11 protein-coding genes are annotated in these 13,192 nt (G+C 72.6%); 7 read left to right on the top strand and 4 right to left on the bottom strand.

Annotated elements, in window-relative coordinates; translation table 11 throughout:
- Nucleotides 1–6 precede the first annotated feature (6 nt).
- Nucleotides 7–1,551, top strand: coding sequence for a glucose-6-phosphate isomerase (gene pgi, locus ABS41_RS01895; protein ID WP_290589690.1), 1,545 nt, complete (start codon nt 7–9; stop codon nt 1,549–1,551).
- 8 nt (nt 1,552–1,559) lie between these two features.
- On the opposite strand, the gene queG is transcribed toward pgi, so the two are convergent.
- A complete protein-coding gene (gene queG, locus ABS41_RS01900) occupies nt 1,560–2,630 on the bottom strand; it encodes a tRNA epoxyqueuosine(34) reductase QueG (protein WP_290589693.1) in 1,071 nt (356 codons plus the stop codon).
- Nucleotides 2,631–2,653: 23 nt separating this feature from the next.
- Here queG and ABS41_RS01905 point away from each other — a divergent pair, with 23 nt between their 5' ends.
- The 6 genes from ABS41_RS01905 (at nt 2,654) to ABS41_RS01930 (ending at nt 9,784) form a co-directional block, all read left to right on the top strand.
- On the top strand, nt 2,654–4,132 hold the full coding sequence (locus tag ABS41_RS01905) for an NAD(P)H-hydrate dehydratase (RefSeq protein ID WP_290589696.1): 1,479 nt from the start codon (nt 2,654–2,656) through the stop codon (nt 4,130–4,132).
- Nucleotides 4,129–4,593 carry a tRNA (adenosine(37)-N6)-threonylcarbamoyltransferase complex ATPase subunit type 1 TsaE gene (gene tsaE, locus ABS41_RS01910; RefSeq protein ID WP_290589699.1) on the top strand — a complete coding sequence of 155 codons (465 nt, stop codon included), beginning with the start codon at nt 4,129–4,131 and terminating at the stop codon, nt 4,591–4,593. The genes ABS41_RS01905 and tsaE overlap by 4 nt, the downstream gene beginning before the upstream one ends.
- Nucleotides 4,594–4,732: 139 nt before the next feature.
- Nucleotides 4,733–6,055, top strand: coding sequence for an N-acetylmuramoyl-L-alanine amidase (locus tag ABS41_RS01915; RefSeq protein ID WP_290589702.1), 1,323 nt, complete (start codon nt 4,733–4,735; stop codon nt 6,053–6,055).
- A 51-nt stretch (nt 6,056–6,106) separates the two neighbouring features.
- Nucleotides 6,107–7,918 carry a DNA mismatch repair endonuclease MutL gene (gene mutL / locus ABS41_RS01920; RefSeq protein WP_290589705.1) on the top strand — a complete coding sequence of 604 codons (1,812 nt, stop codon included), beginning with the start codon at nt 6,107–6,109 and terminating at the stop codon, nt 7,916–7,918.
- Nucleotides 7,919–7,941: 23 nt separating this feature from the next.
- Nucleotides 7,942–8,862, top strand: a complete 921-nt coding sequence (locus ABS41_RS01925) for a DUF1684 domain-containing protein (RefSeq protein ID WP_290589709.1) — start codon at nt 7,942–7,944, stop codon at nt 8,860–8,862.
- A gap of 4 nt (nt 8,863–8,866) precedes the next feature.
- Nucleotides 8,867–9,784: a TraB/GumN family protein gene (locus ABS41_RS01930; RefSeq protein WP_290589712.1), complete on the top strand. Its 918-nt coding sequence runs from the start codon at nt 8,867–8,869 to the stop codon at nt 9,782–9,784.
- Here the strand turns inward: ABS41_RS01930 and rsxB are convergent.
- The 3 genes from rsxB to metG are packed head-to-tail and all read right to left on the bottom strand — an operon-like array spanning nt 9,763 to nt 13,014.
- Nucleotides 9,763–10,314, bottom strand: coding sequence for an electron transport complex subunit RsxB (gene rsxB, locus ABS41_RS01935; protein ID WP_290589715.1), 552 nt, complete (start codon nt 10,312–10,314; stop codon nt 9,763–9,765). The genes ABS41_RS01930 and rsxB overlap by 22 nt on opposite strands.
- Nucleotides 10,314–10,895, bottom strand: coding sequence for an electron transport complex subunit RsxA (gene rsxA / locus ABS41_RS01940; protein WP_290589718.1), 582 nt, complete (start codon nt 10,893–10,895; stop codon nt 10,314–10,316). Before rsxA ends, rsxB begins: the two co-directional genes overlap by 1 nt.
- A 7-nt stretch (nt 10,896–10,902) precedes the next feature.
- Complete coding sequence (gene metG / locus ABS41_RS01945) at nt 10,903–13,014, bottom strand: methionine--tRNA ligase (protein ID WP_290589721.1); 2,112 nt, start codon at nt 13,012–13,014, stop codon at nt 10,903–10,905.
- Nucleotides 13,015–13,192 lie beyond the last annotated feature (178 nt).

The raw sequence follows: 13,192 nt of genomic DNA on the forward strand, positions 1-13,192 counted from the left end.
CGGCCGATGACGCCGACCACCCCGATCCCGCCCGAAACCTGGACCTCGCTCCGGGCCCATGCCGAACGCACGGCGGGCCGCCCGCTGTCGGCCCTGCAGGCCGACGACCCGGCCCGCGGGCGCGACTTCGCCCTGCGCGTGGGCCCGCTGCACGCCTGCTTCGCCCGCCAGCGCTACGACCGCGCCGCGCGCGAGGCGCTGTTCGCGCTGGCCGCGCCGCTGCCGGCCGCCTTCCGCCGCCTGTTCGACGGCGAGCGGGTGAACGCTTCCGAAGGCCGGCCGGCGCTGCACACGGCGCTGCGCTCGGACCTGGGCCAGGGCGCGGCCGCGCGCGCGGCCCGCGCCGAGGCCCTGGCCACGCGCGCGCGAATGGCCGCGATCGTGGCCGAACTCGAGGCCTCCGGCATCACCGACATCGTCAACATCGGCATCGGCGGCTCCGACCTCGGGCCCAGGCTGGCGGTGCAGTCGCTGGCCGAGTTCGACCGCGGGCGCTTTCGCACGCATTTCCTGTTCAACGCCGACGCCAGCGGCGTGCAGCGCCTGTTGCCGCGGCTCGACCCCGCGCGCACGGCGGTGCTGCTGGTGTCCAAGAGCTTCGGCACCCAGGAAACCCTGCTCAACGGCCAGCTGCTCAAGGACTGGATGGCAGGGCAGGGCCGCCTGTACGCGGTCACCGCCGCGGTGGACAAGGCGGTGGCCTTCGGCGTGCCGCCCGGGCACGTGCTGCCGATGTGGGACTGGGTCGGCGGGCGGTATTCGCTGTGGTCGGCGGTGGGCCTGTGCGTGGCGCTGGCGCTGGGCATGGACCGCTTCGAGCAATTGCTGGACGGCGCGGCCGACATGGACCGGCACGTGCTCGAGTCGCCGCCCGAACGCAACCTCGCCATCTGGCACGCGCTGACGATGGTCTGGAACCGCGACGCGCTGGGCCTCGGCACGCACGCGGTGCTGCCCTACGACGAGCGCCTGGACCTGCTGCCCGATTACCTGCAGCAGCTGGTGATGGAAAGCCTGGGCAAGACCGTGCGCAGCGACGACAGCAACTCGCCGGTGCCGACCGTGCCCGTGCTCTGGGGCGCCACCGGCACCTCGAGCCAGCACAGCTTCTTCCAGGCCCTGCACCAGGGCAGCGACGCGGTGCCGGCGGATTTCATCGGCGTGGTCACGCCGGCGCACGGCTATCCGGAAAGCCACGCGGCCGTGCTGGCCAACCTGCTGGCCCAGGCCGAAGCCCTGGCCAACGGCAACGACGCCGACGCGCCGCAAAAGCGCCACCCCGGCGGCCGTCCAAACACGATGCTGCTGCTCGACGCGCTCACCCCGCGCTCGCTCGGTGGCCTGCTGGCGCTCTACGAGCACAGCGTCTACGCGCTGTCGGTGCTCTGGGGCATCAACGCCTTCGACCAGTGGGGCGTCGAACTTGGAAAAACCCTGGCCAGCGGCCTGCTGCCGGTACTCGCCGGCGAGCGTGCGCCCGACACGGTGCAAGACCCGGTCACCCGCACGCTGCTCGCCGAAATACTCGCCCGCCAGAACCTCGCCCGGTAGGAACGGGGTCAGGCCGACCCCGGTTTCCCGTGGCGCTGCAGGGCCCAGGCGACGTGTTCGCGCACCATCGGGTCGGGGTGCTCGCGGCGGGTGGCGAGGGCCGCCAGCACCGCGGGCGAGCCGGGCGCATTGCCAAGCGCCACCGCGATGTTGCGCAGCCAGCCGGCGTGGCCGGTGCGGCGGATGGCCGAGCCTTCGGTGCGGCGCAGGAATTCGTCCTCGTCCCAGGCGAACAGTTCGGCCAGCGTGGCGGTGTCGAGCTGGTTGCGCGGCATGAAGTCGGGCACCGAGTGGCGTTCGGCGAACTTGTTCCAGGGGCAGGCCAGCTGGCAGTCGTCGCAGCCGAAGATGCGGTTGCCCATCAGCGGGCGCAGCTCCTCGGGGATGGCCTCGCGCAGCTCGATCGTCAGGTAGCTGATGCAGCGGCGCGCATCGACGCGATAGGGCGCGACGATGGCGCCGGTCGGGCAGACCTCGATGCAGCGCGTGCAGGTGCCGCAGTGCGCGCTGGCCGGCGCGTCCACCGGCAGCGGCAGGTCGGTGTAGATTTCGCCGAGGAAGAACCAGCTGCCTGCGTCCTTGTTGATCAGGCAGCTGTGCTTGCCGATCCAGCCCAGGCCCGCGTCGCGCGCCAGCGCGCGCTCGAGCACCGGCGCCGAATCGACGAACACTCGGTAGCCGAACGGCCCGGTTTCGGCGGCGATGCGGTCGGCGAGTTTCTGCAGCCGGTTGCGCATCAGCTTGTGGTAGTCGCGGCCCAGCGCGTAGCGCGCCACGTAGGCGCGTTCGCCCTCGGCCAGCGTGGCCCAGGCGGCCGCGTCCTCGCCGGTGCCGTAGTCCATGCGCACGGAAACCACCCGCAGCGTGCCCGGCACCAGCTCACCGGGCCGGCTGCGCTTGTCGCCGTGGCGGGCCATGTAGTCCATCGTCCCGTGCTGGCCCTTGGCCAGCCAGTCGCGCAGGTGTTCGGCGTCCTTGTCCAGGTCGATGCCGGCGATGCCCACCTGCTGGAAGCCCAGTTCGGCGCCCCAGTCCTTGATGGAGCGGGCGAGGGCGGGCATGTCGGCGGGGGCGTGCATGCAGGCGAGTATAGAATCCCGGCATGGCAGACAGGCTTCCCCTTTACCGCGGCGCCCAGGTGCGGGCCATGGACCGGCGCGCGGTGGAACAACTGGGCATCGATTCCTACGCGCTCATGCAGCGCGCCGGCGCCGCCGCCTGGCAGCTGCTGCGCGGCGCCTGGCCGCAGGCGCGGCGCATCGGCGTGGCCTGCGGACCGGGCAACAACGGCGGCGACGGCTATGTGCTGGCGCGGCTGGCGCGCGAGGCCGGCCTGCAGGTGCACGTGGTCACCGCGCCCGGCGCGCACCCGCGCCGCGATCCGGCGCGCACCGCGCTGGCGGCGTGGCGCGCCGCCGGCGGCCGGGTCGAAGCCTTCGACGGCCTGCTGCCGGACGTGGACGTCTGGGTGGACGCCATCTACGGCATCGGACTGACGCGCGCGCCCTCCGACGCCGTGCGCTCGCTGATCGAACGCATCAACGCCAGCCACCGTCCGGTGCTGGCCCTGGACGTGCCTTCGGGCCTGGACGCCGACACCGGCCACGCGCCCGGCATCGTGGTGGCCGCGCGCCTGACCCTGAGCTTCATCGCGCCCAAGCAGGGCCTGTACACGGGCATGGCCCGCGACGTCGACGGCGAGGTCCGGGTCGACCGCCTCGGCCTGCCGCCCATCGACACCGAACTCGACCCGCCCTCGGCCTGGCTGGTGCGCGACGCCGACCTGTCCGCCTGGCTCGCGCCGCGCCACGCCAACGCCCACAAGGGCGAACACGGCCACGTGCTGTGCGTCGGCGGCGAAGTGGGCATGGGTGGCGCAGTGCGGCTTTGCGCCGAGGCGGCGCTGCGCACCGGCGTCGGCCTGGCCAGCGTGGCCACGCGCACGGCCGGCGTCGCGGCGCTGGTGGCCGCCCGTCCCGAGGCCATGACGCACGCCGTCGAAGACGCGCGGGCGCTGGCGCCACTGCTCGAGCGCGCCAGCGTGGTCGCCGTCGGGCCGGGCCTGGGGCAGGGCGACTGGGGCCGCGGCCTGCTCGCCGCCGCCGTGGCCAGCGGCAAGCCGCTGGTGCTCGATGCCGATGCACTCAACCTGCTCGCCGCCGAGCCCATGCCCGTGCCGCAGGCCATCCTCACGCCGCATCCCGGCGAGGCCGGGCGGCTGCTGGGCATGCCCACCGCCGACGTGCAGGCCGACCGCTACGCCGCGGCCTCGGCGATGGCGGCGCGCTACCAGGCGGTGGTCGTGCTCAAGGGAGCCGGCACGGTCGTCGCTGCGCCCGGACGCGCACCGGTGGTGATCGGCGCCGGCAATCCCGGCATGGCCACCGGCGGCATGGGCGACGTGCTCTCGGGCGTGGTGGCGGCCCTGCTGGCCCAACAGCTGCCGGCCTTCGAGGCCGCGGTGGCTGGTGCCCTGCTGCACGCCGCGGCTGGCGACGCTGCCGCCCGGGTGGACGGCGAACGCGGCCTGCTGCCGTCCGACCTGTTCCCGCACCTGCGCCGGCTGGCGAACCCGGCATGAGCAAGCACGAGCGTTTCCTGGCCGACCCGGCCGCCACCGATGCGTTCGGCGCCGAACTGGCCGCCAGCCAGCCCGAAGGCGCGGTGGTGTTCCTCGAAGGCCCGCTCGGCGCCGGCAAGTCCAGCCTGGCCCGGGCCTGGCTGCGTGCGCTGGGCGTGCAGGGCGCCATCAAGAGCCCCACCTACACCCTGGTCGAGCGCTATCCGCTGCCCGCCGGCGGCGAGGCGGCGCACCTGGACCTTTACCGCCTTGCCGACGCCGGCGAACTCGATTTCCTGGGCCTGGACGAGCTGGCCGGCCAGGCCCGGCTGTGGCTGGTGGAGTGGCCCGACCGGGGCGCCGGCGGCCTGCCGCCGCCGGACCTGTGCCTGCGCCTGGCCGTGGACGGGAACGGGCGCCGGGCCTGGCTGGCGGCCGGCAGCGAAAAGGGCCGGGCCTGGCTGGCCGGCCTGCGCCAGTAGGGCGTTTCCGGGCGCCTTCTTACCCAAATCCGAGGAAGGTCCGGCAGGTGCCGGATTCCAAAGGAAAAAGTGCTTGCGTTTGGCGAAACCTGGTGCTTCAATCGCCCGTATGCGCCAGAAGGGGATTCTCGCCATCGGAATGTGTGCCCTGCTCGGGCTGGCCGCGCCGTACGCGCAGGCCGCCCAGTTGCGGGGCGTCACCCTGGTCGAGGCCGAAGACGGCAGCACCCGCGCCGTGCTCGACCTGAGCAAGCCGGCGGACTACAAGCTCTTCACCCTGGCCAACCCGGACCGCCTGGTGCTCGATCTCTCGGGTGGCTCCCTGGCCGGCGGCTTCCGCGCGCCCTCGCCCAACGGCGTGGTTTCGGGCCTGCGTACCGGCAAGCCTTCGGAAGGCGACCTGCGCGTGGTCTTCGACCTGGCCGGCAGCGTGCAGCCGCGCAGCCGCATCGAGCGCGAGGGTGATTCGGCCCGCCTGGTCGTGGAACTGCTCGGCGGCAAGGGCGGCGCCGCCAAGGCCGCGCCCGCGCGCACCATCGAGGACGTGATCGGCCGCGGCGAGCGCAAGCTCATCATCGCCATCGACGCCGGCCACGGCGGCAAGGACCCGGGCGCCATCGGCCCGACCCGCAAGTTCGAAAAGGACATCACGCTGGCCATGGCCCGCGAGCTGGCCGCGCAGATCGACGCCGATCCGGGCATGCAGGCCTTCCTGGTGCGCGACCGCGACGTCTTCATCCCGCTGCACGAGCGCTACCAGCGCGCGCGCGAGGCGCAGGCCGACCTGTTCATCTCCATCCATGCCGACGCCGCGCACAACAAGGCCGCGGCCGGCGCCTCGGTGTACGTGCTGAGCCTGCGCGGCGCCTCGTCCGAGGCCGCGCGCTGGCTGGCCGACCAGGAAAACGCCGCCGACCTCGTGGGCGGCGTCGAGCTCGACGCGCGCGACAAGAACCTGGCCGCGGTGCTGCTCGACCTCTCGCAGAACGCCACCATGCGCGTCTCCGACGACGTCGCCGGCGAAGTGCTGGCCGCGCTCAAGGGCGTGGGCAAGACCCACAAGCACCAGATCGAGCGCGCCAACTTCGTGGTGCTGCGTTCGCCCGACGTGCCCTCGATGCTGGTCGAAACCGGCTTCATCACCAACCCGGGCGAAGAAGCGCGGCTCAGCGACCCCGCCTACCGCAAGCGCATGGCCGGCGCCATCGTCACCGGCGTGCGCAACTACTTCTCCGTGCAGGCGCCCCCGGGCACCTGGTACGCGGCCCGCCAGGGCACGCTGGGTGGCAGCCGCCAGCACCTGGTCAGCCGCGGCGAGACGCTGACGCTCATCGCCCAGCGCCACGGCGTGCCGGTGAACTCGATCCGCGCGGCCAACAAGCTCAAGGACGACACCGTCCGGGTGGGCGAGCGCCTGACCATCCCGCTGGCCGGCGGCGCCATGGCCGGCCTGCCCGAGTAAGCCGCGCCGCGCTGCTATCATCGGGGCTGTTTTCGCCCGAGCCAGCGCCACGTGCCGATCCAGCAGCTTCCCGACACCCTGGTCAACCAGATCGCCGCGGGCGAGGTGGTCGAGCGGCCTGCGTCGGTGGTCAAGGAACTGGTGGAGAACGCGCTCGACGCCGGCGCCAGCCGCGTGGACATCGAGCTCGAGGAAGGCGGCGTGCGCCTGATCCGCATCCGCGACGACGGCGGCGGCATCGCCCCGGCCGAACTGCCGCTGGCGGTCTCGCGCCACGCCACCAGCAAGATCGCCAGCATCGAGGACCTCGAGCAGGTCGGCACGCTGGGATTCCGCGGCGAGGCGCTGCCTTCGATCGCCTCGGTCAGCCGCTTCGCGCTCAGCGCCCGCGCCCGCGGCGAGGCGCACGGGGCGCGCCTGGAGGTGGACGGCGGCCGCGTCGGCGACGTGGCGCCGCATCCGCATCCGGAAGGCACCACGGTCGAGGTGCGCGACCTGTTCTTCAACGTGCCGGCGCGGCGCAAGTTCCTGCGCGCCGAGCGCACCGAGCTGGGCCACATCGAGGAGTGGCTGCGCTCGCTGGCGCTGGCGCGCCCGGGCGTGGAGCTGCGCATCAGCCACAACGGCCGCATCGCCCGCCACTACAAACCCGTGCGCGATGGCGGCGAGCACCTGCGTCGCGTGGCCGAGGCCCTGGGCGAGGACTTCACCCGCCAGTGCCTGCAGGTGGACCACGCGGCCGCCGGCCTGCGCCTGCGCGGCTGGGTGGGCCTGCCCACCGCCGCGCGCTCCAGCGCCGACCAGCAGTACTTCTACGTCAACGGTCGCGCCGTGCGCGACCGCACCGTGGCGCACGCGGTGCGCCAGGCCTATGCCGACGTGCTCTTCCATGGCCGGCACCCGGCCTTCGTGCTGTTCTTCGAATGCGACCCGCGCATGGTCGACGTGAACGTGCACCCGGCCAAGCACGAGGTGCGCTTCCGCGAGCAGCGGCTGGTGCATGAGTTCATCTACCGCACCCTGCACGAGGCCCTGGCCTCGACGCGCGCGGGCCTGGCCGGTACCGAGGCGCCGGCGCCGCCGCTGGCCGGCGGCGCCGCGTTCGGGGCTTCGTCCTACGGCCAGTCCGGCGGAGGCGGCTGGGCACCGCGGCAGTCCGGCCTGGGCCTGCCGGTGCAGGACACGATGGCCGCCTACGCCGCGCTCTACCAGGCGCCGCCGGCCGCGCTGGGCGATGTCGCCTCCCCGGCGCCGATGCCGGCCGCCAACGAGGGCGAGGCGCCGCCGCTGGGCTACGCGCTGGCGCAGCTGCACGGCGTCTACGTGCTGGCGCAGAACGCCCAGGGCCTGGTGTTGGTGGACATGCACGCCGCGCACGAGCGCATCACCTACGAGCGGCTCAAGGCCGCGCTCGACGGCGAGGGCATCCGCAGCCAGCCGCTGCTGGTGCCGGTGTCGCTGGCGGTCAGCGAGCGCGAGGCCGACGCCGCCGAGCAGCATGGCGAGGCCCTGGCCGAATACGGCTTCGAGATCCGCCGCGCCGGCCCGCAGGCGCTGAGCATCCGCGCCGTGCCCACGCTGCTGGCCGACCTCGACCCGCGCGCGCTGGCGCTGGACGTCATCGCCGACCTGCGCGAGCACGGCAGCAGCCGGCGCCTGGAGCAGGCGCGCAACGAACTGCTCTCGACCCTGGCCTGCCACACCTCCGTGCGCGCCAACCGCCGGCTCACCGTGCCGGAAATGAATGCACTGTTGCGCGACATGGAGGCGACCGAGCGCAGCGGCCAGTGCAACCATGGCCGCCCGACCTGGGTGCAGCTGGGCATGGCCGAACTCGACCGACTTTTCCTGAGGGGACGCTGATGCGGGCTATGTTTGTCGCTTCGATGACGCTGCTGCTCGCCGCCTGCGGTGGCGGCGCCGACGACACCGCCGGGGCCGAGGCCGCGGCCCGCGCCGAGCGCGAGGCACGCGCGGCCTACGAACGCGAAGTGCGCGACTGGCGCGCCGGCCGGCTCGAGCGCCTGCTGCGCCCCGACGGCTGGCTGTCGCTGGTGGGTCTGCACTGGCTCACGCCGGGCAGCACCTACGTCGGCACGGCGAAGGAAAACGGCACGCGCCTGTCCGTCGGCCCGGACAACATCGGCATGCTCACGCTCGGGCGCGATGGCCGCGCCCGCCTGCGCCTGGCCGAAGGCGCCGAGGTGCTGGTCGACGGTGAACCCGCCACCGGCGAAATCGAACTCATTGCCGACACGCGGGGCAAGCCGACCGTGGTGGCCTTCAACCGCGGCGACGCCAGCTTCGTGCTGATCGAGCGCGCCGGCCGCTACGCGCTGCGCGTGCGCAACGCCATGGCGCGCACCCGCACGAGCTTCCCCGGCCTCGACTATTTCGACATCGACCCGGCGTTCCGGTTCCAGGCGCGCTTCGAGCCGCATCCGCCGGGCAAGACGATCGACATCGTCAACATGCTCGGCATGGTGGAAGCCACGCCCAACCCGGGCCGCGTGGTGTTCGAGAAGGACGGCGCGAGCCACAGCCTCGAGGCGCTGGACGAGGGCGGCGGGGAGCTGTTCTTCGTGTTCGCCGACCGCACCAGCGGCCACGAGACCTACGCCGCCTCGCGCTTCCTCTACGCCACGCCGCCGGGTCCGGACGGCGTGGTGGTGCTCGACTTCAACCGCGCCTACAACCCGCCCTGCGCGTTCACCCCGTACTCGACCTGCCCGATGCCACCGCCGGAGAACCGCCTGGACCTGCGCATCGAGGCCGGCGAGAAGAAGCCGCTGCCGTTCCCGGAGTGAGCCGGTGAAACGCCTGCCTGCGCTGGCCCTTGCGCTGCTGCTTTGGCTGCCCGCCGCCTGCGGCCGCGGCGAGGCCGATGCGCCGGCCGCGGCCGCCGCGACGCCGCCGGCGCCGCTGCTGTGGAAGGCCAGCGACGCCGACAATACGCTCTACCTGCTCGGCTCCTTCCACCTGCTCACGCCCGACGACTACCCGCTCGACCCGCGCGTCGAGGCCGCCTTCGAGGCCGCCGGGCACGTGGTGTTCGAACTCGACCCGTCCGAAATGACCGGCCCGGCGCTCGGCCAGCAGATGCTCGCCGCCGCACGCCGCACCGACGGCCGCCGGCTGCAGGACGAGCTGCCCGAGGCCACCTGGCGGCGCCTGCAGGCCTGGGCGGCGCGCAGCGGTGCCTCGATCGACGCGCTGCAGTCGCTCGAGCCCTGGTACGTGAGCTTGCTGGTGTCGCTTTCGCAGATGCAGGCGCTGGGCCTCGACCCGGCCCTGGGCCTGGACCGCCATTTCGGCCGCCGCGCCACCGACGACGGCAAGCGCGTCGAGGGCCTGGAGACGGGCACGCAGCAGATCGCCCTGTTCGACGGCATGGACGCCGACCAGCAGCGCCAGGCCCTGGACGAAGCCCTGGCTTCGCCCGAGGAGCTGGAGCGCAACGTGCGCGAACTGCATGCGCGCTGGCGCGCCGGCGACGGCGAGGGCCTGTACGAGGGCAGTGCACGCCGCCTGCGCGAGCAATACCCGGCGCTCTACGCGCGGGTGAACGTGGAGCGCAACCAGGCCTGGCTGGCGCGCCTGCAGGCCCTGCTCGACGAGGGCGGCGAAGGCGATGACGCGCTGGTGGTGGTGGGCGCCCTGCACCTGCTGGGCGAGGACGGCGTGGTCGCGCTGCTGCGCGCGGAAGGTTACGCCGTCGAGCGGCTCTGAGCCGCGGGGCGCGGCCAGCGGTATTCCGCCGCGCGCGGCGCCGGCGGCACCAGCACGATGCAGTCCACCGGGCAGGGCGGCAGGCACAGCTCGCAGCCGGTGCACAGCCCGGCGATCACCGTGTGCATGCGCTTGGGCGCTCCGATGATCGCGTCCACGGGGCAGGCCTGGATGCACTTGGTGCAGCCGATGCAGTCGTCCTCGACGATAAGGGCCACCACCGGCGGTTTCTCGGCGCCATTCTCGGGATTGAGCGGCTTGGGCTCGCGGCCCAGCAGGGCTGCCAGCGCGCGTACGCCCGCTTCGCCGCCGGGCGGGCACTGGTTGATGTCGGCCTCGCCGCGGGCGATGGCCTCGGCGTAGGGCCGGCAGCCCGGGTAGCCGCACTGGGCGCACTGGGTCTGCGGCAGCAGGGCGTCGATGCGTTCGACCATCGGGTCGGCCTGGACGCGGAAGCGCACCGTGGCCCAGCCCAGCACCGCGCCGAACACCGCGGCCAGGCCCACCACCACCAGCACCGCCTCGAGCATCAGGCCGGCACCATGCCGGTGAAGCCCATGAAGGCCAGCGACATCAGCCCGGCCGTGACCAGGGCGATGGGCGTGCCGCGCCAGGCGGCCGGCACGTTGGCGGCCTCGAGCCGCTCGCGCATGGCCGAGAACAGCACCAGCACCAAGCCGAAGCCCACGGCCGCGCCGAAGCCGTAGAGCACGGCCTCGAACAGCCCGCGCCGCGCCTGCACGTTCAGCAGGGCCACGCCCAGCACCGCGCAGTTGGTGGTGATCAGCGGCAGGTACAGGCCCAGCACGCGGTACAGGCGCGGGCTCTGGCGGTTCATCACCGTCTCGGTGAACTGCACCACGGCGGCGATGACCAGGATGAAGCCCAGGGTGCGCAGGTGCTCCAGGCCCAGGGGCAGCAGCAGCCAGTGGTGCACGCACCAGGCCAGCGCGGCCGAGAGCGTGAGCACGAAGCCGGTGGCCAGGGCCATGCCGTAGGCGGCGTCGAGCCGGCGCGAGACGCCCATGAAGGGGCAGAGCCCGAGGAACTTCACCAGCACGAAGTTGTTGACGAACACCGCGCCGACCAGCAGCAGCACGAGTTCGTCCATGGCGCGCTTACCGGACCGGCATGCCCGGGGCGGCGTCGTCGTCGGCGCCGAGCAGGGCCAGGGCGCCGCCGTCGAAGCCGGCGGAGAGGATCATGCCCTCGCTCAGGCCGAAGCGCATCTTGCGCGGCGCGAGGTTGGCGATGAACACCACGTGGCGGCCCACCAGCGTCTCCGGTTCGCCGTAGCTGGCGCGGATGCCGCTGAAGATCTGCCGCTGGCCGAGTTCGCCGGCGTCGAGCAGGAAGCGCAGCAGCTTGTCGGAGCCTTCGACGAAGCCACACTCGAGCACCTTGCCGATGCGCAGGTCGAGTTTGCTGAAATCCTCGATGCCGATGAACTTGATCTCTCCTGTAGGAGCGGCTTCAGCCGCGACGCCCTTCGCGGAAGGCATCGCGCCTGAAGTCGCTCCTGCCGGGGCGGCCGGAGCGGCGGCGGGCTTGAGGTCTTCCTTGCTGGCGTCGGTCATGGCTTGGATCTGCTTGGGGTCGATGCGGGTCATCAGGGGTTCGAAGGGAGCGATGGCGTGGCCGAGCAGGGGCGCGGCGGCGTCGTCCCAGCGCGCCACCGGCGCGCGCAGGAAACCTTCGGCGCGGGCCACCGTGGCCGGCAGCACCGGCCGCAGCGCGGCGGCCAGCACGCGGAACAGGTTCAGGCCCTGGCTGCACACCGCCTGCAGTTCGGCGTCGGCGCCTTCCTGCCTGGCGATCACCCAAGGCTTGCGCTCGTCGATGTAGCGGTTGGCCTCGTCGGCCAGGGCCATCACCTGGCGCATGGCCTGGCCGTATTCGTCGCGGGCGTAGCTGGCGGCCACCTCGCGCAGGCCGGCGACGAAGCGCTCGTACATCGCCGGCTCGGGCAGGGCATCGGCCAGGCGGCCGTCGAAGCGTTTGGAGATGAAACCGGCGCAGCGGCTGGCGATGTTGACGAACTTGCCGACCAGGTCGGAGTTCACGCGCGCCACGAAGTCCTCGAGGTTGAGGTCGAGGTCGACCACGCCGGCGCCGGTCTTGACGGCGAAGTAGTAGCGCAGCGCCTCCGGGTCGAGGCCGGCGTCGAGGTAGGTGCGGGCCATGACGAAGGTGCCGCGCGACTTGCTCATCTTCGCGCCGTTCACCGTCAGGTAGCCGTTGACGTGCAGCGCCGTGGGCGCGCGCATCCCGGCGCCGTGCAGCATGGCCGGCCAGAACAGGCCGTGGAAGTTGATGATGTCCTTGCCCAGGAAGTGGTGCATTTCCGTGGGCTCGGCGCCACGCGGGTTGCGCGCGGCCTCGGTGAAGGCGGCGAAGTCGGTGCCGGTCTTCGCGCACAGCGCCTTGAACGAGGCCAGGTAGCCGATCGGCGCGTCGAGCCAGACGTAGAAGAACTTGCCCGGCGCGTCGGGGATGGGGAAGCCGAAGTAGGGCGCGTCGCGGCTGATGTCCCAGTCGCGCAGGCCGCCTTCGAGCCACTCGGCGAGCTTGGCCTTCACCGCCGGGTGCGCCACCTCGCCCTGCAGCCACTCGCGCAGGAAGGCCTCGAACTTGCCCAGTTCGAAGAAGTAATGCTCCGAGTCGCGCAGTTCGGGCGTGGCGCCCGAGACTACCGAGCGCGGGTTCTTCAGGTCGGTCGGCGCGTAGGCCTTGCCGCAGACTTCGCAGTTGTCGCCGTACTGGTCGGCGGCGCCGCAGTTGGGGCATTCGCCCTTGATGTAGCGGTCGGGCAGGAACATCTGCCGCTCGGGGTCGAACAGTTGCTGGATCGAGCGCACGGCGATGGCCTTCGGGCCGTGGCTGCCGTCGCGCAGCCGGGTGTAGATCAGGCTGGCGAGCTCGCGGTTCTCGTCCGAGTGGGTGGAATGGTAGTGGTCGAAATCGACCCCGAAGGCGGCGAAATCGGCCTCGTGGCCGGCCTGGACGCCGCGGATGAAGTCCTCGGGGGCGAGCCCGGCCTTCTCGGCGGCCAGCATGATCGGGGTGCCGTGGGCGTCGTCGGCGCAGACGAAGTGCGCCTCGCCGCCGGCCATGCGCCGCGCGCGCACCCAGATGTCGGCCTGGATGTAGCCCACCAGGTGTCCCAGGTGCAGCGGGCCGTTTGCATAGGGCAGGGCGGTGGTGACGAGGGCGGGGCGGGGCGCGGGCATCTGGGGGCGAGGGTCCTTTTCCGGAACCCCGCATTATCCCAGATCCGGGGCATCCCCACGGCGGGCGGGCAAAAAAAGAGGCTCTTCACCCAAGTCCGGGGAAGGCCGCCCGGATCTTCAAGAAGAAGTAGGCGTCATCGCGGTAGCCGTAGGCCACCCGTTTGATGACCTTGATCTT

Source organism: Arenimonas sp. SCN 70-307, assembly GCF_001724815.1.
In the GTDB taxonomy this organism is placed as follows: Bacteria; Pseudomonadota; Gammaproteobacteria; order Xanthomonadales; family Xanthomonadaceae; genus Arenimonas.

Excerpts from the sequence above, each read along its gene's own strand:
- ABS41_RS01925 (WP_290589709.1), top strand. The coding sequence starts at position 7,942 with ATGACGCTGCTGCTCGCCGCCTGCGGTGGCGGCGCCGACGACACCGCC.
- rsxB (WP_290589715.1), bottom strand. The coding sequence starts at position 10,314 with ATGCTCGAGGCGGTGCTGGTGGTGGTGGGCCTGGCCGCGGTGTTCGGC.
- queG (WP_290589693.1), bottom strand. The coding sequence starts at position 2,630 with ATGCACGCCCCCGCCGACATGCCCGCCCTCGCCCGCTCCATCAAGGAC.
- metG (WP_290589721.1), bottom strand. The coding sequence starts at position 13,014 with ATGCCCGCGCCCCGCCCCGCCCTCGTCACCACCGCCCTGCCCTATGCA.
- ABS41_RS01915 (WP_290589702.1), top strand. The coding sequence starts at position 4,733 with ATGTGTGCCCTGCTCGGGCTGGCCGCGCCGTACGCGCAGGCCGCCCAG.
- tsaE (WP_290589699.1), top strand. The coding sequence starts at position 4,129 with ATGAGCAAGCACGAGCGTTTCCTGGCCGACCCGGCCGCCACCGATGCG.
- pgi (WP_290589690.1), top strand. The coding sequence starts at position 7 with ATGACGCCGACCACCCCGATCCCGCCCGAAACCTGGACCTCGCTCCGG.
- ABS41_RS01905 (WP_290589696.1), top strand. The coding sequence starts at position 2,654 with ATGGCAGACAGGCTTCCCCTTTACCGCGGCGCCCAGGTGCGGGCCATG.
- rsxA (WP_290589718.1), bottom strand. The coding sequence starts at position 10,895 with ATGGACGAACTCGTGCTGCTGCTGGTCGGCGCGGTGTTCGTCAACAAC.